The organism is Bacillus canaveralius (genome assembly GCF_002860125.1).
In the GTDB taxonomy this organism is placed as follows: domain Bacteria; phylum Bacillota; class Bacilli; order Bacillales; family Cytobacillaceae; genus Bacillus_BJ; species Bacillus_BJ canaveralius.
Map to the genome: position 1 here is coordinate 1 of NZ_PGVA01000073.1, position 22617 is coordinate 22617.

General features: G+C 42.0%; 22 protein-coding genes and 1 pseudogene. 21 read left to right on the forward strand and 2 right to left on the reverse strand.

The window, feature by feature from the left end; all coding sequences use genetic code 11:
* The 8 genes from CU635_RS21095 to CU635_RS21130 all read left to right on the forward strand — a co-directional run.
* Positions 1 to 654, forward strand: a 654-nt coding sequence (locus CU635_RS21095) for a GntR family transcriptional regulator (RefSeq protein ID WP_101579349.1), incomplete at its 5' end; no start/stop codon positions are given.
* Positions 655 to 678: 24 nt separating this feature from the next.
* The gene (locus CU635_RS21100; protein WP_219620157.1) at positions 679 to 1812 is read left to right on the forward strand and encodes an amidohydrolase family protein; all 1134 of its coding nucleotides are present in this window, start codon (positions 679 to 681) and stop codon (positions 1810 to 1812) included.
* Between the two features lie 52 nt (positions 1813 to 1864).
* Positions 1865 to 2221 (forward strand): Rieske (2Fe-2S) protein, encoded by a 357-nt coding sequence (locus CU635_RS21105; RefSeq protein ID WP_101579350.1) that lies wholly within the window; start codon positions 1865 to 1867, stop codon positions 2219 to 2221.
* The gene (locus tag CU635_RS21110) at positions 2215 to 2397 is read left to right on the forward strand and encodes a hypothetical protein (RefSeq protein ID WP_101579351.1); all 183 of its coding nucleotides are present in this window, start codon (positions 2215 to 2217) and stop codon (positions 2395 to 2397) included. The genes CU635_RS21105 and CU635_RS21110 overlap by 7 nt, the downstream gene beginning before the upstream one ends.
* A gap of 100 nt (positions 2398 to 2497) precedes the next feature.
* A complete protein-coding gene (locus CU635_RS21115; RefSeq protein ID WP_180956645.1) occupies positions 2498 to 3259 on the forward strand; it encodes an SDR family NAD(P)-dependent oxidoreductase in 762 nt (253 codons plus the stop codon).
* 20 nt (positions 3260 to 3279) lie between these two features.
* Positions 3280 to 3756: a PPC domain-containing DNA-binding protein gene (locus tag CU635_RS21120; RefSeq protein ID WP_101579353.1), complete on the forward strand. Its 477-nt coding sequence runs from the start codon at positions 3280 to 3282 to the stop codon at positions 3754 to 3756.
* A gap of 84 nt (positions 3757 to 3840) precedes the next feature.
* The gene (locus CU635_RS21125) at positions 3841 to 4818 is read left to right on the forward strand and encodes a zinc-dependent alcohol dehydrogenase (RefSeq protein ID WP_101579354.1); all 978 of its coding nucleotides are present in this window, start codon (positions 3841 to 3843) and stop codon (positions 4816 to 4818) included.
* Between the two features lie 98 nt (positions 4819 to 4916).
* Positions 4917 to 6395: an Nramp family divalent metal transporter gene (locus CU635_RS21130; RefSeq protein ID WP_219620158.1), complete on the forward strand. Its 1479-nt coding sequence runs from the start codon at positions 4917 to 4919 to the stop codon at positions 6393 to 6395.
* Between the two features lie 179 nt (positions 6396 to 6574).
* Here the strand turns inward: CU635_RS21130 and CU635_RS21135 are convergent, their stop codons facing one another.
* Both CU635_RS21135 and CU635_RS21140 read right to left on the reverse strand, forming a co-directional pair.
* A complete protein-coding gene (locus tag CU635_RS21135) occupies positions 6575 to 7351 on the reverse strand; it encodes a hypothetical protein (RefSeq protein WP_101579355.1) in 777 nt (258 codons plus the stop codon).
* A gap of 29 nt (positions 7352 to 7380) precedes the next feature.
* Positions 7381 to 7611 (reverse strand): hypothetical protein, encoded by a 231-nt coding sequence (locus tag CU635_RS21140; protein WP_101579356.1) that lies wholly within the window; start codon positions 7609 to 7611, stop codon positions 7381 to 7383.
* A gap of 261 nt (positions 7612 to 7872) precedes the next feature.
* Here CU635_RS21140 and CU635_RS21145 point away from each other — a divergent pair, with 261 nt between their 5' ends.
* The 13 genes and pseudogenes from CU635_RS21145 to CU635_RS21205 form a co-directional block, all read left to right on the forward strand.
* The gene (locus CU635_RS21145; protein ID WP_180956646.1) at positions 7873 to 8376 is read left to right on the forward strand and encodes a hypothetical protein; all 504 of its coding nucleotides are present in this window, start codon (positions 7873 to 7875) and stop codon (positions 8374 to 8376) included.
* Between the two features lie 77 nt (positions 8377 to 8453).
* Positions 8454 to 8708: a hypothetical protein gene (locus CU635_RS23660; RefSeq protein WP_219620159.1), complete on the forward strand. Its 255-nt coding sequence runs from the start codon at positions 8454 to 8456 to the stop codon at positions 8706 to 8708.
* Entirely contained in the window at positions 8671 to 9231 is a 561-nt protein-coding gene (locus CU635_RS23540) for a PDDEXK-like family protein (protein WP_180956647.1), read from the forward strand. Before CU635_RS23660 ends, CU635_RS23540 begins: the two co-directional genes overlap by 38 nt.
* Positions 9215 to 9793 (forward strand): hypothetical protein, encoded by a 579-nt coding sequence (locus CU635_RS21155; protein WP_101579358.1) that lies wholly within the window; start codon positions 9215 to 9217, stop codon positions 9791 to 9793. Before CU635_RS23540 ends, CU635_RS21155 begins: the two co-directional genes overlap by 17 nt.
* A 755-nt stretch (positions 9794 to 10548) precedes the next feature.
* Positions 10549 to 12225, forward strand: a complete 1677-nt coding sequence (locus CU635_RS21160) for a PucR family transcriptional regulator (protein WP_142382848.1) — start codon at positions 10549 to 10551, stop codon at positions 12223 to 12225.
* A gap of 183 nt (positions 12226 to 12408) precedes the next feature.
* Positions 12409 to 14163, forward strand: a complete 1755-nt coding sequence (locus tag CU635_RS21165) for a CocE/NonD family hydrolase (protein WP_219620160.1) — start codon at positions 12409 to 12411, stop codon at positions 14161 to 14163.
* Between the two features lie 209 nt (positions 14164 to 14372).
* Positions 14373 to 15758 (forward strand): dihydroorotase, encoded by a 1386-nt coding sequence (locus CU635_RS21170; RefSeq protein ID WP_101579360.1) that lies wholly within the window; start codon positions 14373 to 14375, stop codon positions 15756 to 15758.
* Positions 15759 to 15888: 130 nt separating this feature from the next.
* Positions 15889 to 17136 (forward strand): MFS transporter, encoded by a 1248-nt coding sequence (locus CU635_RS21175; RefSeq protein ID WP_101579361.1) that lies wholly within the window; start codon positions 15889 to 15891, stop codon positions 17134 to 17136.
* 71 nt (positions 17137 to 17207) lie between these two features.
* Positions 17208 to 17813: a cysteine hydrolase family protein gene (locus CU635_RS21180; protein ID WP_180956648.1), complete on the forward strand. Its 606-nt coding sequence runs from the start codon at positions 17208 to 17210 to the stop codon at positions 17811 to 17813.
* On the forward strand, positions 17810 to 18850 hold the full coding sequence (locus CU635_RS21185) for an amidohydrolase family protein (RefSeq protein ID WP_101579363.1): 1041 nt from the start codon (positions 17810 to 17812) through the stop codon (positions 18848 to 18850). The genes CU635_RS21180 and CU635_RS21185 overlap by 4 nt, the downstream gene beginning before the upstream one ends.
* The gene (locus CU635_RS21190) at positions 18816 to 20378 is read left to right on the forward strand and encodes a nitrilase-related carbon-nitrogen hydrolase (protein ID WP_180956649.1); all 1563 of its coding nucleotides are present in this window, start codon (positions 18816 to 18818) and stop codon (positions 20376 to 20378) included. The genes CU635_RS21185 and CU635_RS21190 overlap by 35 nt, the downstream gene beginning before the upstream one ends.
* Positions 20375 to 21856, forward strand: a complete 1482-nt coding sequence (locus tag CU635_RS21195) for an aldehyde dehydrogenase (protein WP_101579365.1) — start codon at positions 20375 to 20377, stop codon at positions 21854 to 21856. The genes CU635_RS21190 and CU635_RS21195 overlap by 4 nt, the downstream gene beginning before the upstream one ends.
* Positions 21857 to 22529: 673 nt before the next feature.
* Positions 22530 to 22617: pseudogene (locus CU635_RS21205) on the forward strand (IS200/IS605 family transposase); the annotation flags it as partial.

A 22617-nucleotide genomic window follows, 5' to 3' on the forward strand; every position in this document is an offset into this window, starting at 1 on the left:
CTGTTGTCCGCAAACAGTGGCCCAAAACTCCGCACAGCCGGCTCATTCTGTCCGCAATACTCAAAAATCAAGGAGAAAATCATGAGGGGGGACTTTATTGAGGAAAACTTTACTTCTCAGAATCAACTCGTTGAAGAACTGAACATGAGCCGTACACCTATCGTTGCGGCACTTCAAAGATTGCAACAAGACGGTTTTTTAAAGGTTGTGTCTAACCAGGGCATCGTTATCCAGGAACTATCAATCAAGGAAATTAATAATATTTTTGAGATGCGTTTGGCCATAGAGTTATTTTCGCTGCAAAAAATAGTTGGCCATTTAACAGCTGACGATTTTAAGAATCTGGACGAAATTATCGAAGACCAAAAAAAATGCTGCGAGGATAATGATTATTTCAATTTTGCACACCTTGACGGCGATTTCCATCTATACCTTTTACAAGTTGAAGGTAACGGACTGTTTATCCAGACTATGTCTAATATAAAAGATAAACTATTCTTCAATTCAACGAACTTTCTTAGGAAGCAACAAAGTATGATGAATTTTATTCGGGAACATGAAAGAATTTTGAAAGCGCTTAAAGAGGAAAATACTGATTTAGCTGTTAAAGAACTCGAAGAGCATCTGCAGAAAGGGAAATTGCAATTAGGCTGACCCAATGGAATGGAGGAATGAACATTGAGCAAGAGAGCAAGTTTGTCTGAAATGGTAGTTGTAGATTTGGATGTCCATGTGAACGATACACCAACAGAATTGGCTCCTTATATGGATATGCCGTGGCGTAAATCATTGGAGCATTTAAAGAATGTTCCATGGCGATACTTATCCATTCCCGGTTATTCTCCTAACTCCGCTGAGAACATCCCTCTGTGGCCGGGAGGAAATGAGAGGATGAGTGTTGATACACCTGATCAAATGAAAAAAGAGTTATCGGACTTAAACATTGATATAGGTATTTTGTTTCCGGACCATCTCCTTGCGATTCCTGTCCTGCCACAAAAAGAGTACGCAGCAGCGTTAGCACGGGCTTACAATGCATGGATTATAGATAAATGGTGCGATAAAGAGGAAGGGTTGAAAGGCCTAATTATGGTTGCTCCCCAGGATCCGGAAGACGGGGCGAGAGAGATAGAAAAATACAAGGACGAAGAAGGAATTGTAGGGGTATATTTACCATGTACCGGGCTCGATACTTTATGGGGCCATGTAAAATATGATCCTATTTTTGCTGCTGCAGAATCAGCAGGACTTCCGGTTTTACTTCATGCTGCGACCACCTTGGTGCCACATTTTCCATTCAATCTTCACCAATATGAGACATTTTTCGCGCAGCACTCATTTGTTCATTCTTTTTCGATGATGGCCAATATGCTCAAAATGATTGAAACAGGAGTACCTGTACGTTTTCCTAATTTAAAAATCTGTTTCACTGAAGCTGGAGTTTCATGGGTACCGTTCATCATGATGAGATTGGATAAAGAATATGTGGAAAATCGCCGGGAAGTTTCTTTCCTTGAACATCCTCCAAGTCATTACATTAAAAAGTTTTTTTATGCGACTCAACCGGTCGAAGAGCCGGATAATCCAAAACATTTGGTTCAGTTAATAGAAATGTTTGAAGGTGAAACTCAAACAATGTTTGCTTCAGACTGGCCTCATCATGACTTTGATCATCCAAGAGTTGTATTCAATCTGCCATTTTCTGAAGAAACCCGACGAAACATCATGGGTGAAAATGCTTTACGCTTCTTTGATATTGATGAGAAGGGTCGCCGTAATAAACTTAAAGTAAAAACAAAAGCCAATAATTGAATAAACGGATTCTCAACCATGCAAAAAAATTGGAACAGAAAGGAGTTCGAACATGAGTAATGTAAACGTCGTAGGTAAGGTCGAGGACTTTCCAGTCGGTTCCCATAAGGTGGTTATGGCTGGAAAAAGAGAGATAGGTGTTTTTAATGTTGACGGAGAGTTTTATGCACTCCCAAATATTTGCCCGCATCAAGTTGGCCCTCTATGTGCAGGAAAAGTATCCGGTACGCTTGTTGCAAATAAGGATACAAACTGGAAACGTACTTGGGATAGGGAAGGAGAAATCGTTGCTTGTCCATGGCATAGATTGGAATTTGACATTAAAACAGGGCAATGTCTTGCTTATCCGGATGTCAAGATCAGATCCTATAATGTCAAAGTTGAAGAAGGAGTAGTCAAGGTTTGGTAACAATGGATGGAAAGAAGATCGATAAATTAAATGTTGTCGAAAGTGAATGGGAATACTCTGTTGTTTATGGTGATTCCGAGGAGGATTGGGTTGCAAAATTCAATAAAGCTTGGGCGGACGCGAAGGAATGGGCGCATCACATGGCAGATGTTTATAATGACCGGATATCAGATTGAGAATCAGTGACATTATAGAATCATAGTAATGCTGAATCGAATCGAGGTTTTGAAAAGTGCTCATAAATGTAAGGGCTTACAATATAGGGAGTGGTATTTCATGGTTGAGGGCAGAGTGTCAATTGTTACTGGTGCAGCAATGGGCTTAGGCAGAGAAATAGCAATCGAGCTAGCAAAAGCAGGTTCAAGGATTATTGTTGCAGACATTGAAAAGGAGAAAGGCCATGCATTCGTTGAGGAGTTAAGCCGATTGGGAAAAGAAGCTTTTTATGTAAATGTGGATGTTGGTAATGAAGAAAGTGTTAAAGAAATGGTGGAGCGCTCCCTGAATCACTATGGGCAGGTAGATATTCTGGTTAATAGTGCAGGTGTCACACAGGGTAAACCAATGGAAGAGATTAGTGTAGATGATTGGGATTTTGTCTTAGATATAAATTTAAGAGGTCCTTTTCTTTGTACCAAATATTTGTTGCCATGCATGAAAGAGCAGCGATATGGGCGTATCATCAATATTTCCTCTATTGCCGCAATGATGGGGGGAGGATTTGTCGGTACTTCCCATTACGCATCCAGTAAAGCTGGCATCATCGGCCTTACTATCGCTTCTGCAAAGGAGACTGCGTCATATGGGATTACTGTCAATGCAATAGCGCCAGGTCCGTGCAGGACACGATTGAGTTCATCCTGGCTTGCGGAGCACGAAGATGAAATGGCAAGAACTATACCAATCCCCAAAGTGGGCGAACCTGCAGATATAGCAAATGCAGTACTCTTCTTTGCCTCAGAAAAATCTAATTATATTACTGGGCAAACTTTGGCTGTAGACGGGGGATTGACGACGGTCGGTAAAGTGGTTAGTTAATCAAAAAGGAGGCATAAACAATGTCAGAACGTTTTTGGTCTGCAGAGGGGAAATCGAACCGGATGGTAGCTGCCAGAATCCTGCCGGGAACCGATTTAATATCAGGTCTAATTGATGTTTGCCAGAAGCATGGTATTAAGGCCGGGGGAATTGCTAGTATGATAGGTAGTTTAAAGACTGCCCAGTATCAAGCAATCCAACCGGATCCAAATTCAAAAACAGGTGCAAGTTTTACGGAAAGGATGACTGCAGAAGGCCCGGTTGAGCTTTTATCAGGACAGGGGCTGATCTGCCAGCGTGAAGACGGTATGTTTATTCATCTGCATGCAGTTATGGTAGATAAAAACCAGAAAGTTTTCGGAGGACATATTGAAAGAGGGTATTGCTCTGTTTTAAATACGCTGGAGGTTATCATCGTTGAAGGTGAAGAGATGCTTTTAAGACGGGAATACGATGAAGAAACGGGCTTTATCCAAACGGTTCCAAAAAATATTTAGCAGACCACATGTATATAAGTGCTTGTCTAATATAATCATTGAATCTTAACTCGTGTACAAAATGTTGTAAGGGGGCGGTGAGCAATGGAGAGTGTATGCGTAACGTTATCAGGAACCAGAAAATTTGAAACGATGAGCAGGGAGTTAAGGATTGAAGATGACGAAATCCTAGTTAAAACCACCCAAGCTTCCATATGCGATGCGGATTTGAGAGCTTGGCTGGGAATGCATATGCCCAATGATCTTCCGAGTTTTTCCTTTATTGGGCACGAAGGGGGAGGAGAAGTAGTTGCAATAGGAAAAAAGGTAAGGGAGTTTAAAGTAGGCGACAAGGTGATGGCTTTTGGCCCCTTAAATACTTTTTCCAATTATTTTAAAGGAACTGTAGATCAATGCTTTAAAGTTCCAGATGGCCTGGATGTGGAAGTCGCATGCCTGGGAGAACCAACCTGTGTTGGTATTTACGGAGTATTCCACAGCGGTGTTCAGTTGGGAGACGTTGTCCTAGTGGCCGGACTAAACTTTCAAGGTCTGATAGCTGTTCAAGGATTGAAAAAACGGGGTGCAAATAAAGTCATCGCAGTCGATTACTCAGATGCACATTTGGAATTGGCCAAAAAATGTGGAGCAGACGTCATTTTAAATAGTCGTTCACATGCCGTTTACGAAGAAATTGCTGAATTAACAAAAGGACGCGGAGTCGATGTCAGCCTACACTCATGCGGTTATTGGAATCCACTAACCGAAGACTATTTTAATATGTGCATTGAAGTAACAAGGGATGAAGGAATTGTCACATCACTTCCAGATATTATGTCTCCAATAAAGGCCAATTTACATCGATTGCATCATCATGCGATGGAAATTCGCTTTAATGCGTTGATGCACCATGGAGCCGAATTTTTGAAGCGCTGGGTTCCAAGATTGATGAGACCGGTTGTTCAAGGGGACATAGATATTAAATCTCTAATTACAGCCAGCTATTCCATGTCTGAAGTTGATGAGGCCATGAAAAAATTTAATGAGGATGAAGATCAAGTAAAAATTCTATTGAAACCATAAATCCCAAGACCACTATTCGATTATGGAAACAAACAGTTAAAGAAGCTTCTTGAAAGAGCTAGATATTTCTTTAATATATTTAATAAGGAGGACAGTACATGATAGACCCACAGCGTTCGGAAGAACAAAAGGAAGAAATGGAAGTAGATATTTTCACGGGTGCACCAAGCCACAACCTGCCTGCACTGAAATTCCGAGATATGCCGGAAGCAGTTCCGATCAAGAAAATGATTGGTCCGAGCATCATTATAGTTGGTGCTGCGTTGGGTACTGGTGAATATGTGGTCTGGCCATATGTAACGTCCCAAGTTGGCTTCTCTCTGCTATGGCTTGCTTTCCTGGGAATCACAGTCCAGTTTTTTATGAATATGGAGATTGAACGTTACACTTTGGCAACCGGCGAAACGGCAATCGTAGGTTTCTCCCGATTTTGGAAGCCGTGGGGAATGATCTTTATTATACTTGCACTCCTGCAGAACATGTGGCCTGCTTGGGCAACGAGTGGAGCAACAGCTCTCACTTTCCTTCTTGGTGGTGGAAATGTTACTTGGATCTCCATAGGCATTCTGGTCATTTGCGGGTTAGCACTAAGTCTATCTCCGGTTATATACAAAACAGTAGAGAAAGCACAGTTTGTAAAGGTGGGACTAGTTTTAACTTTCCTTTTAATTGCCATCATTGCAGCCATAAGCACAACTGCCTGGATAGACCTTCCAGGTGAAGCGGTAGGCAATTTTGGACGATTGCCAGGGTCGGATCTGCTTTCTCCATCGCTCCTGATCGGCGCGATAGCTGCAGCGGGGGCCGGCGGCGTAATTAACCTTGTTCAAAGCAACTGGATAAGAGATAAGGGTTACGGAATAGGAGCCTATATTCCTAGACTTCCATCTCCTATTACTGGTGAGGACGAAGCTAAGCCTGCTACCGGATTCATGATGCGTCAGGACAAAGAAAATTTAGTTCGCTGGAAAGCATGGTGGAAAAATGCAAACATTGAACAATTCGTCTCCTTTTGGGTCATTGCTTTAATCACCATTGTTATTTTCTCGCTTATTGCTTACTCAACCGTATATAACCAGGATGTTATAACTAAAGCAAACCTTGATTTCATCAAGTATGAGGGAGAGGTCCTTAAGGATGTAGTGGGCAATTGGTTCGGCAATCTTTTTTGGCTAATGGGTGTCGTAACCATGTTCTTTGTCTCCCTGGCCGTCATTGACCTGACTTCCAGAATAGGGGCCGACGTTCTAAAAACCATGTACCTCACAAATAATAGCCGTTTTACGGAAGGCCGTATTTATATTGGTTTCGTATGGGGAATCATTGCCATTGGTGCTTCGATCCTGCTCTTAGGTTTTAACCAGCCCCTCCTCCTAGTATTCATTAACACAAGCATCAACGGTGTAGCTACGTTAATCGCATCAGTATTACTCATCCAGTTGAACCGCAAAGCACTTCCAAAAGCAATACGTGTAGAGGGATTCAGGTTTGGGATGATGCTCTTCACAGTCTTATTCTTCAGCGTTTTTGCATTCCTTCTAGTTTTTGACCAGGCTCGGACTCTTTTTGGTGGATGACCGACATGGTAGTCTGAATTCATGAGCAATATGTAAGAAGGGATCGCAGAGTATTCGATCCCTTTCTTCTTTTGAGGAAATGTGCCAATTAAGAGGCGTAGCTGAATACTGATACTAACGACAAATTCTTTTAACACTTATTTTTTATTCATAATAGCAGTAGTACTGTGTTGGTAAATCTAATTATGATTCAGCCAGTTCTTGAACTTAACTAGATTCCGATTATACCACTGGCTGCACAAAAGAAATTTGACACCATTAATGATATATACTTCTTTCCAGTAACGAGAATAGCCGTTGATCTGCCTCTGCTGGGTGACAGGCACATCGTTCCCCACCATTTTTAATAAAGGATAATTTATATCGAAAGTGTCCTTACAATAGTTTTTATCCAATAGCCACTTAATTTGTTCGTTTGAAATTAGATTTTGTGCAATTAATCGCTTGATTTCTGACCTAACCAGCTCTCCTATTTTAATTTCCGCTGTGTCTTCTTGAGCTCCGTTCTCTGCCAGTGACCTCTCAGTTGTTGTTGCAGAAATTTCAATATCAGCACTTTTAGGCATTGCAGCAGACGAAAACAAGTTGTACATTTGCATACTTCTCAAGAATAGTTCTGAGGTATCAGCGAATGATGCAGAGGAATGGATAACAGGTTCAAAAATAGCCTCTCTAAATTCATGATTAGCATACAGGATAAAACTGCAATTTAGTCCTAACTGTTGAAGCACGTAATTCAAATCTTTAATTGCTGCAGCGAGAGGGATATAAATTGCTTTATTTATCTTTGGGGATGCAAAAATAATTTGTCCCTCTGAAACATTAAAGAAGCCATGAATTAGCATCGCTGTACGAACCATTTTTTTGATTATTCGTTCCGAAGTAGTTCGACGACTTCCGTAATTCAATCCACCTTCATGAAATGCAATATCCACACCATATATATTAGAAACCATACCGCTGTTAATCTGCAGGCCAAGGACATTTACCTCTCCTTGTTGTAGAAACTGTTTGTGGGAAGAAGTGTTTTATAAATGTTATAGCCGTAGTTTAGCTCATAATATTTCTTGGTGGTACTCATGATTTCGATGATTTTATCTTCGTTTGAAAGTTCCCAATTATGTATAGAGGCCTTCCAGTTTAATTGAACTGACTGGCAACGTTTTATATGTCGAAGCCAAAAAAGCATTAAAGACTCTCCAATTTCTATTTTCATCTGTATCATTCCCCCTGTAGAATTCAATAACAATCAACTGTTAATCTATTTATCTAAATTTGCATAATAGCAAAATTCCCTGTGAAACTCTGTAAAGAAAAATTTCCCATTTATTTAAGGATATCATATTTTTGGATCAGCAAACCCACTAGTGTAGATTTAATCGAACATAAATATTAATAAAACTTATTGGAGGAATTTGACATCTAATGTCGAAAGTCTATACTTATGTGATGAAATTGCAGAAAGGAGAATCGTGTGTTGAGAAATTCAAAAGATAGGATTTCTTTACCAGGAAATTTAAGGGGAAGAAGTATTCATTTAAATGTGATTCCTACAGTGTGTAATTTGAGAAATATGCTGGAAAAACTTATCGCTGCTAATGGTGATGTCTCTCAGTTAAGACAATGGGACAAAAGAAGTTTTAACGCATACCAAATTGAAAAAATAAAGTTAGATATCATGTTTTCAACTCCCGAACACAGAATTGAACTGTTAAAAAAACATATCTTGAGCCTACATCCAAATGAAATAGGTGCCAGTTGTATAGATATTTATTTGGTTGCATTTGTAGCTCAGCGTTACGGAGCTGGTAAACAAAGGTTCTTTGAATATGTAAAAAGAAGTGGAATTTCAGATAAAGAGAATTCTGCTCATGCCATTTGGCAGGTAGGGAAGGGTGACGGAGTTTACCTTGGAATTTTAAATAATGATGGAACAGTGAGAGACTGGGAATTCTTTGAACAGTGGATAAATGGGAGCTAAGGGTAAACAGGGTCGTAAACTGGGATCGTGAGATTCTTGGTTATGTATTTTGTTAATTGAAATGGTGGTGAAAGTAAATGATTGCGGAAATTCACAATAAAATTTCAAAGACAGATAGCAACTTGTCTGACAGGTTAGAAGATCAATTGACAGGGGATTTTTTTGGAACAATTCGATATTTACCGTTTGATATGGCTTTGAAGCAGGTCCTATTGGGGGTGCAGTACCAGGACTTTCAAGCACAAGTGGTGTGGCAAACTTTATTATCCCAATCGTATGGAAATAACACAGAATTTGAGTTCTGGCCAAGGTATCAGGAGGGGTGTAATTGATTTAATTGTTGGAGTTGATAACATCATTATAGGCATCGAAGTGAAAATGTATAGTGGACTGTCTTCTGAAGATGGTGAAGACGATATCGATATTGATCCTGAAGAGAGCAAAAACCAGTTAGCCAGGTACTCCCGATTATTAAGTAGGCTTGAAGGAAGAGAAAAGTTTTTAATATTTTTGGCGCCTATGGATACAACGCAACAAGTCCAGAAGGCAGTAAGGGATCGTTCAATTTTCGCTGAAGATGTTTCCCTTGGATATCTATCTTGGCAGGACATTCTTGTGTTGCTAGACAGAATTGATACAAGCTTGTTTGATCATTATCAATCAATAATAATAGGTGACCTTAAGAAATTGTTAACAAAAAAAGGGTTTGTCAGGTTTACAGGATTTACTTTTGATGGGCTTACTAATTTATCAAATACCAGGAGTTATAAGTTCCAAATCAGCACTGATAATAAGGTTTTGACATGGCCACTGCAAAATACGCTAGGAGGTAGCACATATGCCTTTAAAAAATGAGCTGGGTGAAAATATTTCAACTGCGGTAAATATCTTGAGAAAAACATATGAGAATTTAAACTTATTGTTTTCTGAGATGGATGTAATAGCAGAAAAGGAAGGATTCGTTTCACTGACACCGAAATTTCTAAGATGGAAATCAGATTCCGCAACAAATGGCTGGCTAACTAGCAATTTTATTAAGCTGTATCAGATTGAAAATCAAACTTCCATACTAAACCTGCCAGAAGTGAGGGAGGGGTATGTTTATTGTGTTGAAGTTGATCTTGAAAGTGACAAAGGATATCCAGTAATTTCTCTTGCTAAACTGTCGTATGATTTTAGTCAGTGGACAAGGGTTCCATCTGTGTCTGATCATTGGATTTTCAATGATATCTTCCATAACTATAATAACTTTATTATTGACGAGAAAGATAGTGTTTGGACAAGTAAACCAAACAAAAAGTCGGTAAAAAAATACTGGGGACTTCAGTCAGCCATTGGAATGGGTTATCCCTTAGTACATGTTTCATCTTCTGAATCCATACGAACTGAGATATTTGATAGATTACTAACTATTTGATCAATACCCGTGCTGAACAATTTTTACTTTATGTTAAGCATGCATGTGTTTTATAAACTCATAGTTTGAACTCCATAAATCTACAACAAATTTTAAAGTACCTTCAGATAGAGGTTAAAATATGGAACGGCTCTTTGAGGTGGATATAAATATGGAGCTGAAAGCATCCTCCCTTACATTTTTTTACGGAAATAGAGAGTAGAATGTTTTTTGTAATTGACGGTTTTTCCGTCTTTTCTATGTGCATACGGTCCGAACTGATCTGGTAGTTAAGTGAAGCAAACCGAGGGGGAATTTACCGTTTTGTTGGTCGATATAAGATTTCATAAAATGGTTTCCTTAAATTTAGAACGTCATACAAATCGTAAATTAATATCAAAAAGCTATTCACTATTTATGTTAATCGTTCTAAAAACATAAGTAAGATGTGTAAGGTAATCTGCCAATGTTATAGAAACCAAGCAAAATATTGTTATATTATTTATTTTCAATAAGATAACTGTCTGTTCATCTAGATTCATCGTTAATGAAACAAATATTAAGGGCAGGAAAACTTCTCCTTCAATTCTTAAACGAAATATGTGTGTTTATCACACTGAGTCATCCTAATATCTCCATTTATGCTTTCACATCATCGAGCTAAAGCTTAGCATGTGAAGAGCCCATCAACATAAATTTCAATAATTTAAAGTCATCTAACAGTGTTATAATATTAAATATTCAGAGTATTTAGCGAAGATTTGGGGGATTTCTTATTGATTACGGTAAAAGATGTTTTAAATACCAAGGCATTTGAAGGAGCAAAAATTATTGGGGGGATGGATGGTTTAGAACGCAGTGTCAGTATCGTGACAGTGGCAGAGGTCCCGGATGCTGCGAATTGGTTGCGAGGCGGAGAACTGGTTTGTACAACGGCTTATTTTATGAGCAAAGGGGTCATTTATCAGACGGACTGGGTGGAAAGCTTGTTTTCGAATGGGGCAGTAGCTTTAGCAATTAAAACCGGGCGTTTTCTCGGGACTGTCCCGCAAGCCATAATTGATGTTGCCAACCGTTTACAATTCCCATTAATCGAAATGCCGGATGACATTACGTGGCCAATTGTCATTGAATCGATTATGAATCTATTAATGAATGACCAATACAGCGTCCTCCAAAGAGCGGAGGAGATCCATACTACATTAACCAACTTGGTTCTGGAAGATGAAACGGTGCAGGCAGTTGCTGATAAAATCGCTTCACTTGTCGGAAATCCAATAATCATTGAAGACGCAAGGCTAAATCTGATTGCCGTTGGTGAAATCGAAGACAAAATAAATGAGCAATGGAAACAGCTGATTGAAAAAAGGACAAGCCTTCCTGCTAGAAAACAAATAATGGAGACCGCCTATTATGAAAATGTGCTGAGAAATAGAACAAAGGAGAAGCTGCAAATCTCTTTGAGCAAGGATAAATCCATAGAGAATATTACGATGCCGATCCTGTCAAATAGAATGGTGTATGGATTTGTTTCGTTGATTGAAGGTTCAAAAAAGGTCGTCCAGATGGATCTGATTGCGCTCGAACACGGAGCAACCGCACTTGCCTTGCAGTTTATGAAACAAGTCATCCATAAACAAACGAAGGAAAAGAAGAACATTGCCCTGATTGATGATTTGGTGAATGGGCGTATACATACGGAATTAGTGAATGAATATCAAATCCATAACAAGGATTGGTCAAAGCCAATGACCGTTTCTGTATTGGACCTGACAATCGATGACGGTACAGAGGACGTATATACATGGAACCATACAGAAAACAGGATTATTGACAGTATTCGAAAGCATCTGGATAAAAAGTTTGATCAAGTCATCATAGGAATGAACGATTCATTATTTACTATTCTCGTTTCCTCTAGCAACTCGCTTCTGCATCAAGCAGCTACTCTTCTACAATACGAACTTACGAATATCTTATCTGAACTGAAGGAGCAGAAAGTACTTGTTAACTTTTCCGGAGGCATTGGAAGCGTTCGTACTGAACTAAAAAAATTGGGAGAATGCTTCAAAGAAGCCAAAACGGCTCTCTCCATTACAAAGACCTTTCCAAAGAAGGGACCGGTACTGCTTTATGAAAAACTTGGTGTTCATAGGATCATTTCAATGGTGAATAGTGTTGATGAATTGAGGTTGTTTTGCCAGGAATATCTTTCAGAAATTTCTGCCTACGATTATCAACAAAAGGATGTCTTACTTGAAACGTTGCATGCCTATTTACAATGTGGGTGCAATGTTCCGGAAACAGCAAAAAAGCTTTTTGTCCATCCTAACACAGTGACCTACCGTCTCAAAAAAATTCAAAGCCTCTTAAAGCTTGATTTAAATACATTGGAAGCTAGGTTAACCTATTTGTTTGCATTGGAAGCGAATGAAATGTTGGATAGCAAGTGATAAGGACTAAAACTTCTGCTTTGTTGTGAAACTACAAAAATGCAAGGCAATTTTTGTGATTTACCCATAAAGAAAAAATTCTTTCCTGAAATTATGATTATATTAGAATCTTCCAGAATATTCGAAAAATGAGTGGTTACTTGTGCAAACCTTAATCAACTATTCTAAAAGAGGTGAAATAACATGAGCTATACTAGCAATGTAACAGATGAAGTGAAAATCGAGACTAAAGACGGCATGAAAATCGAATGGGATGTACCCATACAAATGGACGATGGAATTATCCTTCGCGCGGACGTTTATCGCCCGATTGAAGAAGGGGAATATCCGGTTGTTCTTACATATGGTCCCTACGCCAAAGGACTGCCATTCCAGGAAGCGTATCCCCTCCAATGGAAGCTGATGACTGAGCAGCATCCTGATGTGGAAGAAGGATCCACAAACAAATACCAGACATGGGAAGCAGTCGATCCGGAGAAATGGGTGCCACATGGCTATGTTTGCGTTCGCGTAGATTCACGTGGCGCGGGCAGATCACCGGGGTACATCAATCCATTCTCGGCCCGCGAAACCCGAGATTACTATGAATGCATCGAGTGGGCTGGTATACAGCCGTGGAGCAATGGAAAAGTCGGTTTAAACGGGATTTCCTATTATGCTATGAACCAATGGCAGGTCGCAGCGCTTCAGCCTCCACATCTGGCAGCCATCATTCCGTGGGAAGGGGCAGCGGACTGGTACCGCGATGCTACACACCATGGCGGTATTGTTTCAACCTTTTGGTCGACCTGGTACAAACCGCAAGTGCTCAGCGTACAGTATGGAGTCGGTGAAAGAGGCAAAGTGAATCCCAATACAGGTGAATACGTCGCGGGGCCGGAAACACTATCCGATGAACAACTGGCCCAGAACCGCACCGATTTGGATAGGGATATTCTCTCGAGTCCTTTGGCAACCGACGAGTACAACAAAGAACGGGCAGTTGATTGGTCGAAAGTAACAGTCCCTTTGCTTTCTGCAGCAAACTGGGGCGGGATAGGCCTGCACTCCCGCGGTAATTTCGAAGGCTACAAACAGGCTTCTTCCACGCAGAAATGGCTTGAGGTCCATGGACTGGAGCATTGGACCCATTTTTACACTGATTACGGCGTGAATATTCAACGAAGCTTCTTTGATCACTTCCTGAAAGGCGAAGACAATGGCTGGGACGAAACGCCACCCGTACTTCTTCAGGTGCGCGGGATCAATGAATTCGTGGTACGCGAAGAACAGGAATGGCCGATTCCACGCACACAATGGAAACGTCTTTACCTTAGGTTGGACGACTCCCGCTTAGATAGCGAACCCGTTGCTGAAAGCAAAGCCGAATATGATGCATTTGGCGATGGAATCACGTTCCTGACCGAGCCGTTCGTAGAGGAGACCGAGATAACAGGGCCTATGGCTTCGAAGCTTTTTGTTTCATCTTCAACTACGGATACGGATGTTTTCCTTACTGTCCACGTTTTTGATCCGGAAGGTAATGAAGTGCTGTTTAGCGGTGCCATGGATCCTCGTACCCCGATTTCACAGGGATGGCTGCGCGCGTCTCATCGCAAGCTTGATCCGCAGAAAAGCACTGAATATAGGCCTTATCATACGCATGATGAAATTCAGCCATTAACTCCAAATGAGATTTATGAACTTGATGTGGAGATCTGGCCATCCTCCATTGTGATCCCGGCTGGCTACCGTCTCGGATTAACAGTTGGGGGTTGTGATTATAAAAATACGGACGAAGGAACCTTATATCATACGAAATACATGACGGGATCCGGAGCTTATTGGCACGACGATGAGCGCGACCGACCTGAAGAAATTTTTGGAGGGAAGGTTACTTTGCATGCTGGAGGCGGGAAGGATGCCTACCTCCTTATTCCGGTCATTCCAAAAAAGTAATTGAAACAATTAGTGTTAATCGACGGTCTTTTTTTTTAGAAGGGCCGTCCTTTTTTGTACAAAAAATAAGAATCATTGTGATCGAAATACAAAAAACAGCATGTATTTTTGTGAATTTACCATAAAGAAAACAAACAGAGTTTTAATTAAATTATAAATAAGAATATTCCGATGATTCTAAAATACTACAACGAAGAGGGTGTTTAAGTTTGTTTGATTTAGAGATTATCAACGCAACAATTGTAACATCCACCCAGCGATTCAGGGGTAGCATTTCAATTGAAAATGGAAAGATTGCGGCGATCAGCAATGAACCGTTGCGAAATGCAAAACGGTCTATCAACGCTGAAGGATTGGTGCTCGTACCAGGTATGGTCGACCAGCATGTCCATTTTATGGATCCAGGAGAAACGAGCAGGGAAGACTTTATTCACGGTTCGACTGCAGCCGCCATGGGTGGAGTAACCACCGTTGTTGAACATACCCATGGAGTACCTGTGCGGAGCGTCAAAGCTTTCCGTGAAAAAAACGAACACTTAAAGAACCGATCTCTCGTTGACTACGGATTAACCGCACATGCCTTTCCGGAAGACCTAGGCAACCTAAAAGCTCTATGGGACGACGGGGTCTTGATGTTCAAAATTTTCACTTGTACTACTCATGGAATTCCAACGATGAATAACGATCAGCTCTACCGTACCTTTGAGGAAATTGCTTCCTTTGACGGGACTTGTCTGGTGCATTGTGAAGACGATGCGATCACTGAAGGAAACGAGACTCGCTTAAAAGCGGCTTCCCGAAATGATAATGGAATCATTTCCGAATGGCGTTCGGAAACAGCCGAAGAAATAGCGGTTGCCAATGTTGCGCTAATGGCTAGATTGACAGGTGTCAAGGCAACGATTGCCCATATCAGCCATCCGCTTGTTGTCGATTTGATCAAGCGTGAGCAGGCCGAAGGGGCCAGACTATATGGCGAGATTTGTCCTCAGTACCTGTTCCTTGATGACCAAACGGTAGCAGAAAAGGGACCTTTCGCCAAATTTACCCCTCCTGCACGTTCGGCCGATAAGGCGGAAAAATTGCTGGAGATGATTAATAGCGGAAGTATTCAGCTGCTATCGACAGACCATGCCCCTTCAACGGTGCAGCAGAAGCTTTCAAAATCGATCTGGGAATGCAACTTCGGATTGCCGGGGGTTGAAACGACCCTGCCAATGATGCTGAATCTGGTCAACCAGGGCAAAATTACTCTCGAGCGCGTGATCGAGCTTTACAGCGAAATGCCGGCCAAAGTACTTGGGATTTATCCTCAAAAAGGGTGCATTATGGTAGGGGCAGATGCAGATCTGGTTCTGCTGGACATGAACCATAAATGGACGATTAATAATGAAAAAATTCACTCTAAATCTGGCTGGTCTCCTTATGATGGCACAGAAATTGTCGGGAAGCCGATGTATACACTCGTGAGAGGCAACGTCGTTGTTGAAAATGGGGGTGTCGTCGGCGAACCAGGCTCCGGGAAACCAGTTACACGGTACAAGAATAACTCTATTACTAGCAAGGCACATGACCCAGTATTAGCCGATAAATAGTTTTAATCAAAATGAAGGACGGTGAAAGAAGGACATATAAAAATCATCTTTTGGCTCATTCAAATGTGATTTTCCTCTTGTGTATGCAGAATTGGATGAAAAGATTAATTTCTTAGAGGGGGAAAGGTTAATGAGTAAAGCTGTAGGAGAAAAGCAATTAAACCTGAAAGTCGCCATTATCATTCTAATCGTTTTGGCAGCTTCATATGTGGTGAATGCGATGGACAGACAAGTATTTGCCGTAGTCGTGGGTTCAGTTCAGGAAACGTATGGCTTCAGCCTTGTACAGAGCGGTTTATTATCTACCGTGTTTACGGCAGGAATTGGGCTTGCCGGAATACCAACTGGGTTCCTGCTTGACAAATTATCACGTAAGGCCGTCATGATAATTGGGATTGGCATCTACTCGTTATTTACGATGTTCACCGCTTTTTCATTAGGATTCCCTGATATGCTTGCTTACCGTGCTGTCACAGGGATCGGGGAAGCATTGCAGAACGCAGCCCTGTTCTCCGCAGTTGGTACCTACTTCTCGAGCCATCGTACAATGGCCATCGGTTCTTTAAACTTTGCTTATGGGATTGGTGGATTTTTCGGTCCGTATCTGGGAGCTAAAATGGCCGTGGCCTTTGGTTGGGAAACACCGTTCTATGTATATGCAGTTTTAGGTTTTGTATTCGCAGTGATTATCGCCTTCTTTGTGCCAAAAGTGTTCACTGAAGTGAAAGAAGTTCAGACAAAAGAAAGCAATGTGGATAATCAATCGCATATTCCTGATAAATTGTATAACCGTAATGTATTAATGTGTGCTATTGCCGCAATGGCTGTCGGGATCTCCATTTATGGATATGTAGGGCTGTATGTTAAGTATCTTACTAGTGTGCTTGGGTTTGAAGCTCCTACCGCAGGCTTTGCCCTCAGTTTATTTGGTATTGGAGCGTTGATGGGGATTCCAGCGGGATGGATTGGTGACCGATTCAATCAAAGATATGTAATTATCGCTGCGTTCATCGGGGCGATGATCAATGGGTACCTTCTGTTTAACTGGGCAACAACGCCTGGACAGCATTTTTTCCTAAGCTTCCTCCAGGGTACATTCGGAAGTGGTTTCTTGTTCGTAAACGTTTATTCCCTTATGCAGCGCAGTGTCCGTACGGAATATGTCGGCCGTGCATCCGGAATTTTCATTAGCTCTTTATATCTGCCTTCTTCCATATCCGGCTATATTTTTGCCGCACTTGTAGGGGCCGTTGGTTGGGGCGGTGCGGGTTTCTGGGAATTGTGTGTGTTCCCGGTTGTAGGGATTATTGCCATGATGTCTATGCGTAGCGATGAAGTTAATCTGTCGTATAAAGTTTCCAAAACCGTTCATGGTTGATGAGGGATATCGGAGGGAGCGTTTCTTGCTCTCTCCTTTTACAAAAAAACACAAATATTGGAGGTATAGACATGAAAAAAGCGGTAATTGCGATTGACCTGCACAGAGGCCACCTCGATCGAACAGTCGCCACAATGCCATTACCTGAGGACAAGTGCAAACAAGTCATAGAAGCCAACCGCGTCTTTTTTGAAGAGTGCAGGAGAAACGGGATCAGAATCATCCATCTTCTCACTCAATACCGTGACAGCCAGGAGATTTTAAGCAACCCTGCCTGGCAGGAAAGAGCCAATGATCCAAATGCTACTCGGAAAAATGTCGGAAGGCATAATATTGCCGGAATGCCCGGCGTTCAGGTAATCCCTGAGCTGTGGGATGATAGCGATATTTTGATTGACACTAAAAAGAGATATGACTGTTTTATAGGAACCGACTTAGATTTTGTTCTAAAATCGAATAAAATCCATTCGCTATGGGTAACTGGGGTGAATACGAATAGCTGCTGTCTGGCAACCTCCATTGATGCTTCTGTCCGTGATTACGATGTGACAATGGTTTCGAATTGCGTAGATACAATGGACGGGGAATATTACCATGAAGCAGGTCTGAAAATTTTTGAAAGAGCCTTTGGCAAAGTCAAAACAGCACATGAGTTAATTCAAGGAGTGCTTGTATGATCATTGATACTCACCATCATATTATCCCAAAAACAATCGTTGACTCTATCAGAAAGGGGGATTCAAGGTTTCAGGCTGAAATCCAGGTGCGCGACGGCCAAGAGTGGATCGTTCACCGTCAGGGATATGCCTATCCTTTATTTAATAAGTTCTATGATGCCAATGCAAAGCAGGAGGACATGAAGGCAGCCAATCTGGATCTTTTGGTCTTATCGCCGGCTCCGCCGATGTTCTGCTATTGGCTGGATACTACCGTAGCCATTGAAACAAGCAGGATGGTCAACGACGGAACCGCAGAGTTCATTGCTGCAAACCGACAACTTTTTACTGGAATGGCGACTGTCCCTTTGCAAGAACCAGAACTTGCGGTGAAGGAATTAGAGAGAGTGGTCGACCAGCTTCAATTCCGTGCAGTGGAAATTGGTACATCCATAGAAGGAACGAATTTGGATGATCCAAAATTCCTGCCTTTTTTTGAAGCGGCGGAAGCCCTAGGGGTGACACTGTTTTTGCATCCTTACTATGTTGGGGATAAATCAGGCTTGTCTAAGTATTATTTTACCAATTTGATTGGAAATCCTCTGGACACCGCCGTGGCTGCGAGCTCCCTGATTTTCGGCGGGATCCTCGACCGATTCCCTGATCTTAAAGTTATGCTGGCCCACGGGGGCGGATTTTTTCCGTATCAAATTGGACGGCTCGATAAGGGATATGAGGAACGAAAGGAAAGCAGAACATGCAAAGAAAAACCGTCGAGCTATCTTAATCGCTTCTACTTTGATACATTGACTTTCTACCCTGAATCCCTGGCGTTCCTTGTTAGCCTTGTAGGAGCAAAGCGTGTTGTGCTTGGAAGCGATTATCCATTTGACATGGGTACTTTCCACCCTGCAGGCATCGTTGAACAATGTTCATTATCTTCGGGGGTCAAGGAAAGTATTTATCAACATAATGCGTTCGATCTATTCAAGATGGAATCAACCAGTGAAAGGGGAGTCAACAATGCGAGTAGCATCTATTCAGGTCGAGGCCAATGATTTAAAAGATTATTTTACTGCGTCTGAAAAGCTTGAGAGATTGATCGAAAAGGCGGCACAAGATCATGATTTGATCCTGGTGCCGGAGTGTGCCTATCCATCTTATTTTATCGCCCAAGAGGAAGGCGATCTTTGCACCGTTATCGAGAAGGGGCATAAATATTTACATCAAATCAAAGAAATAGCCAAGCGGGATAAGACATATATCGCCTATGGCTATGTAGAAAAGGAAGAGGAGCATTTATTCAATTCGGCAGTCTTAATTGACCGTGAAGGAAAGGAGATTGCCAAAAAACGAAAATCATTCCTCTGGCACTTTGACAGCACCTGGTTTGCCGAAGGGAACGAAATTGCCATAGCAGATACCGATTTTGGCAGAGTCGGCCTGGTCATTTGCGCTGATGCGAGAATGCCGGAAACAGTGAGGATGGCCGCTCTTGAAGGGGCTGAACTGATCATTGATTTGGCCAATTTGACGGCGTCCGGGCCAGATATATCCTTGCTTCACAACGCTCAAAGTGCGTATATGCTTTCTGTGAGAGCGCTTGAAAACAATGTATGGCTCGCTGTTTCAGATAAATGGGGAGTTGAAGCAGATACGATTACATATGCTGGACGTTCAAGTGTGTATGCGCCTGATGGTGAATGTTTGTATCAAGCCGGATCGAATAAGGATGAAATCGTTTCTGTTGAAGTTCCGACCGATGAGAACGGTAGAATCAAGAAGGTTCCGGCGCCATACAGGACAGATAGGAGACCCGAATGCTATAAAACACTAACGGCGCCTTTGGATTCTCTGCCTACCGCGCAGTTGGCAAATGAGCCGGTTGAATCTTATCGGCTAACACCTTATACAATGGTTTCGTCCGGTCATTTTGAAAGGGATTATGTACAAATGATCAGACGGATGATCGCGCATGGTGCCAACTTGATTGTTCTGGCGCCGAACCAGATTTCTTTTGAGGATTATGTTGACGAGATTCAACAACTGCTTCCTTCTTCCACTTATTTGGTTGCCACAACTATTGATAATGGAGGACGGATGGTGAGCTATATCGTGACAAAGGCTGGAATCCAGCATGTCTATGAAACGGTACATACAGAAGGAAAGATGGACCCAGTTGAACCCTCATCGTTGATTTATGGAACGGAATGGGGAAGAATCGCGATAATGCATGACACAGAAGCGTTGCTGCCTGAATGGCCAAGGACGCTTACGCTACAGGGGGCTGATTGTATCATCTGGCCCAATCAGCTGCCTGCAGGAACTGCCGGAAAAGTGGCAAGAACAAGAGCGGCAGAGAACCGAATCTGTGTGATTTCGGCTCAATCTTCGGATGGACACAATGCGATCAGCCAGCTTATCGATCCAAACGGGTCCATTTTGGCATCAACGCTCATTGGCAAGGAAAAGCATGCCTGCGGTTCATTTGTTCCGTTTGTGCTTAGCCGATTCAAAAATGTTGTTCCCGGAACCAATGTTGTGACGAATCGCCACCCACAATTCTATGGGAGGTTAACAAAATGAGAAAGATCAATTTATTTATTGGAGGGGAGTATCGATCTCCTTCTACAGAGAGATACTTCCAGGTTATTAATCCTGCGACAAAGGATATTGTTGCCGAAGTAGCGGAAGCAAATGAGCAGGATGTGGAGCTTGCCGTCCAGAATGCCCTGCATGCGTTTACAAATACAGAATGGGCTCATGATCGGCAGTTGCGTTTTGATGTCCTCAACCGGCTGTCCTCTTTATTACGAGCAAATCTTGATGAATTGACCGAATTGGAAAGCGTGATCACGGGCAGGCCTATTCGTGAAATGAAAGCGCAGCTGTTAAGATTGCCAGAGTGGTATGAATATTTTGCTAGTGTATTGAAAACCATGGAGAATTCATCGCCTCCTTTCAGCGGTTCCTATGTCAACTACACCCAAAGGCTTCCTCTTGGTGTCGTCGGACTCATTACTCCATGGAACCACCCTTTGCTTATCTTGACGAAAAAGCTGGCACCCGCCCTCGCAGGTGGCAATGCCGTTGTGATAAAACCATCCGAAAACGCGCCGGTCACTCCTTCGATATTGGGGGACCTCGCCAAACAAGCCGGGGTGCCGAACGGAATTTTAAATATTGTGCAGGGGTTTGGAACGGTCGCGGGGAAAGCGCTCAGTACGCATCCTGCATTGGAGAAAATTGATGTAACCGGAGGGACCGAAACAGGACGCCACATAGCATCGGCTGCTGGCTTTAACCTTGCAAAGGTCGCTGCAGAGCTCGGAGGAAAAGCTTCCGTCTTAATCCTGCCGGATGCGAATATGGAGGAAGCAGTCAATGGTTCGGCTTTTGCTGCCTTTATCGCTACCGGTCAAACATGTGTTCAGGGTTCCCGTATCTTTGTACATGAATCACAATATGAAGTATTTGTGGAAAAATTGGTCGAAAAAACGAAATCTCTCACAATAGGGGATCCATCGAGCCTGGAAACAGATATTGGGCCGGTTATTTCCGAGAGACAATATCGACGTATCTTGGATTATATTCAAATTGGCATTGAGGAAGGGGCCACAGTCGCATGCGGGGGCGAACCATTTGAAGGAAATGGTTTCTTCATTCAGCCTACAATTTTTACAAATGTAAGGAATGATATGCGTGTTGCCCAGGAAGAAATTTTCGGGCCGGTCACCTGCATTATTAAGTACACTTCTATCGAAGAGCTCGTCAAACAGGCAAACGGAACCGATATGGGCTTGGCGATGTCGGTATGGAGCAATAATATTCGGTTGGCCCATCAGGTGGTCAATCAATTGGAAGCAGGAATCGTATGGATTAACGACCACCACCGAATTGATCCTTCCTCGCCGTGGGGCGGATTTAAAAGCAGCGGAATCGGCTTGGAAAACAGCATTCAATGTTTCAACGATTATACGAAACTGCGAAATGTCATTGTGAACATCAGTACAGAACCGTTCGACTGGTTCGACGGATCACAACAAGTAAAAAGATACAGTTGATGTGGGTGCCTGTCCCCGGTGTGTTAACGTACTGGGGGACAGGGCCCTCTTTAATTATTGGGCGTATATTCCTTTGTAAGAAAACGCCTTGCACCAAATATTGCCGGCAAAAGAATACCAACTTCTTAAGCTTCCACAACATGGGAGATCGGTTAGAACAGTTCCAAAGGCAAAGAAAACGGGCAATTGCAACTAAAATTGGCCGAACTGGAAATACAACCGTTGTTTATCAGAAGCTCATGTTTTTTGTCGTATCCGGTATTATTTTATTGTTCCGCCCATTTTATTTTCGCTCACGCAGTATATCGATTTTTGATAGAAAAAAGCATCATATTCCAGTTTGAATTTATTAAAAGGTCTTTCAAAAATTGCGGGGAAACTTATATGAAAAAAATGATAAATCTATTACTCTCAACCATTGTAATGGTCTTAGGGTTATATATATTGAAGGAGTTGAAGTGAATATGCTTTTGTTAGAGTATCTACATCAAAACATACGGTAATTAGAATACCAGCTGACCATATTAGGGTCGCTAGGTTTTTTATAGAAAAGAAATCCTAGGCTAGGCCTAGGGTTCCAAAAAGCTTTCAGCGTTGTATTAAAAAAACTCTCCCGAGGTGCTAAAATATTTTTGGTTCGCCAACCAAAATAACAGCATACGGAGGAGTTTTTATGTCAAAAGATACTAATAGTTTAGCACACACAACTTGGAATTGTAAGTATCACATCGTATTTGCACCGAAGTATAGAAGACAAGTAA

Excerpts from the sequence above, each read along its gene's own strand:
- CU635_RS21105 (WP_101579350.1), top strand. The coding sequence starts at position 1,865 with ATGAGTAATGTAAACGTCGTAGGTAAGGTCGAGGACTTTCCAGTCGGT.
- CU635_RS21115 (WP_180956645.1), top strand. The coding sequence starts at position 2,498 with ATGGTTGAGGGCAGAGTGTCAATTGTTACTGGTGCAGCAATGGGCTTA.
- CU635_RS21120 (WP_101579353.1), top strand. The coding sequence starts at position 3,280 with ATGTCAGAACGTTTTTGGTCTGCAGAGGGGAAATCGAACCGGATGGTA.
- CU635_RS21125 (WP_101579354.1), top strand. The coding sequence starts at position 3,841 with ATGGAGAGTGTATGCGTAACGTTATCAGGAACCAGAAAATTTGAAACG.
- CU635_RS21130 (WP_219620158.1), top strand. The coding sequence starts at position 4,917 with ATGATAGACCCACAGCGTTCGGAAGAACAAAAGGAAGAAATGGAAGTA.
- CU635_RS21135 (WP_101579355.1), bottom strand. The coding sequence starts at position 7,351 with ATGGTTTCTAATATATATGGTGTGGATATTGCATTTCATGAAGGTGGA.
- CU635_RS21140 (WP_101579356.1), bottom strand. The coding sequence starts at position 7,611 with ATGAAAATAGAAATTGGAGAGTCTTTAATGCTTTTTTGGCTTCGACAT.
- CU635_RS23660 (WP_219620159.1), top strand. The coding sequence starts at position 8,454 with ATGATTGCGGAAATTCACAATAAAATTTCAAAGACAGATAGCAACTTG.
- CU635_RS21155 (WP_101579358.1), top strand. The coding sequence starts at position 9,215 with ATGCCTTTAAAAAATGAGCTGGGTGAAAATATTTCAACTGCGGTAAAT.
- CU635_RS21165 (WP_219620160.1), top strand. The coding sequence starts at position 12,409 with ATGAGCTATACTAGCAATGTAACAGATGAAGTGAAAATCGAGACTAAA.
- CU635_RS21175 (WP_101579361.1), top strand. The coding sequence starts at position 15,889 with ATGAGTAAAGCTGTAGGAGAAAAGCAATTAAACCTGAAAGTCGCCATT.
- CU635_RS21180 (WP_180956648.1), top strand. The coding sequence starts at position 17,208 with ATGAAAAAAGCGGTAATTGCGATTGACCTGCACAGAGGCCACCTCGAT.
- CU635_RS21185 (WP_101579363.1), top strand. The coding sequence starts at position 17,810 with ATGATCATTGATACTCACCATCATATTATCCCAAAAACAATCGTTGAC.
- CU635_RS21190 (WP_180956649.1), top strand. The coding sequence starts at position 18,816 with ATGCGAGTAGCATCTATTCAGGTCGAGGCCAATGATTTAAAAGATTAT.
- CU635_RS21195 (WP_101579365.1), top strand. The coding sequence starts at position 20,375 with ATGAGAAAGATCAATTTATTTATTGGAGGGGAGTATCGATCTCCTTCT.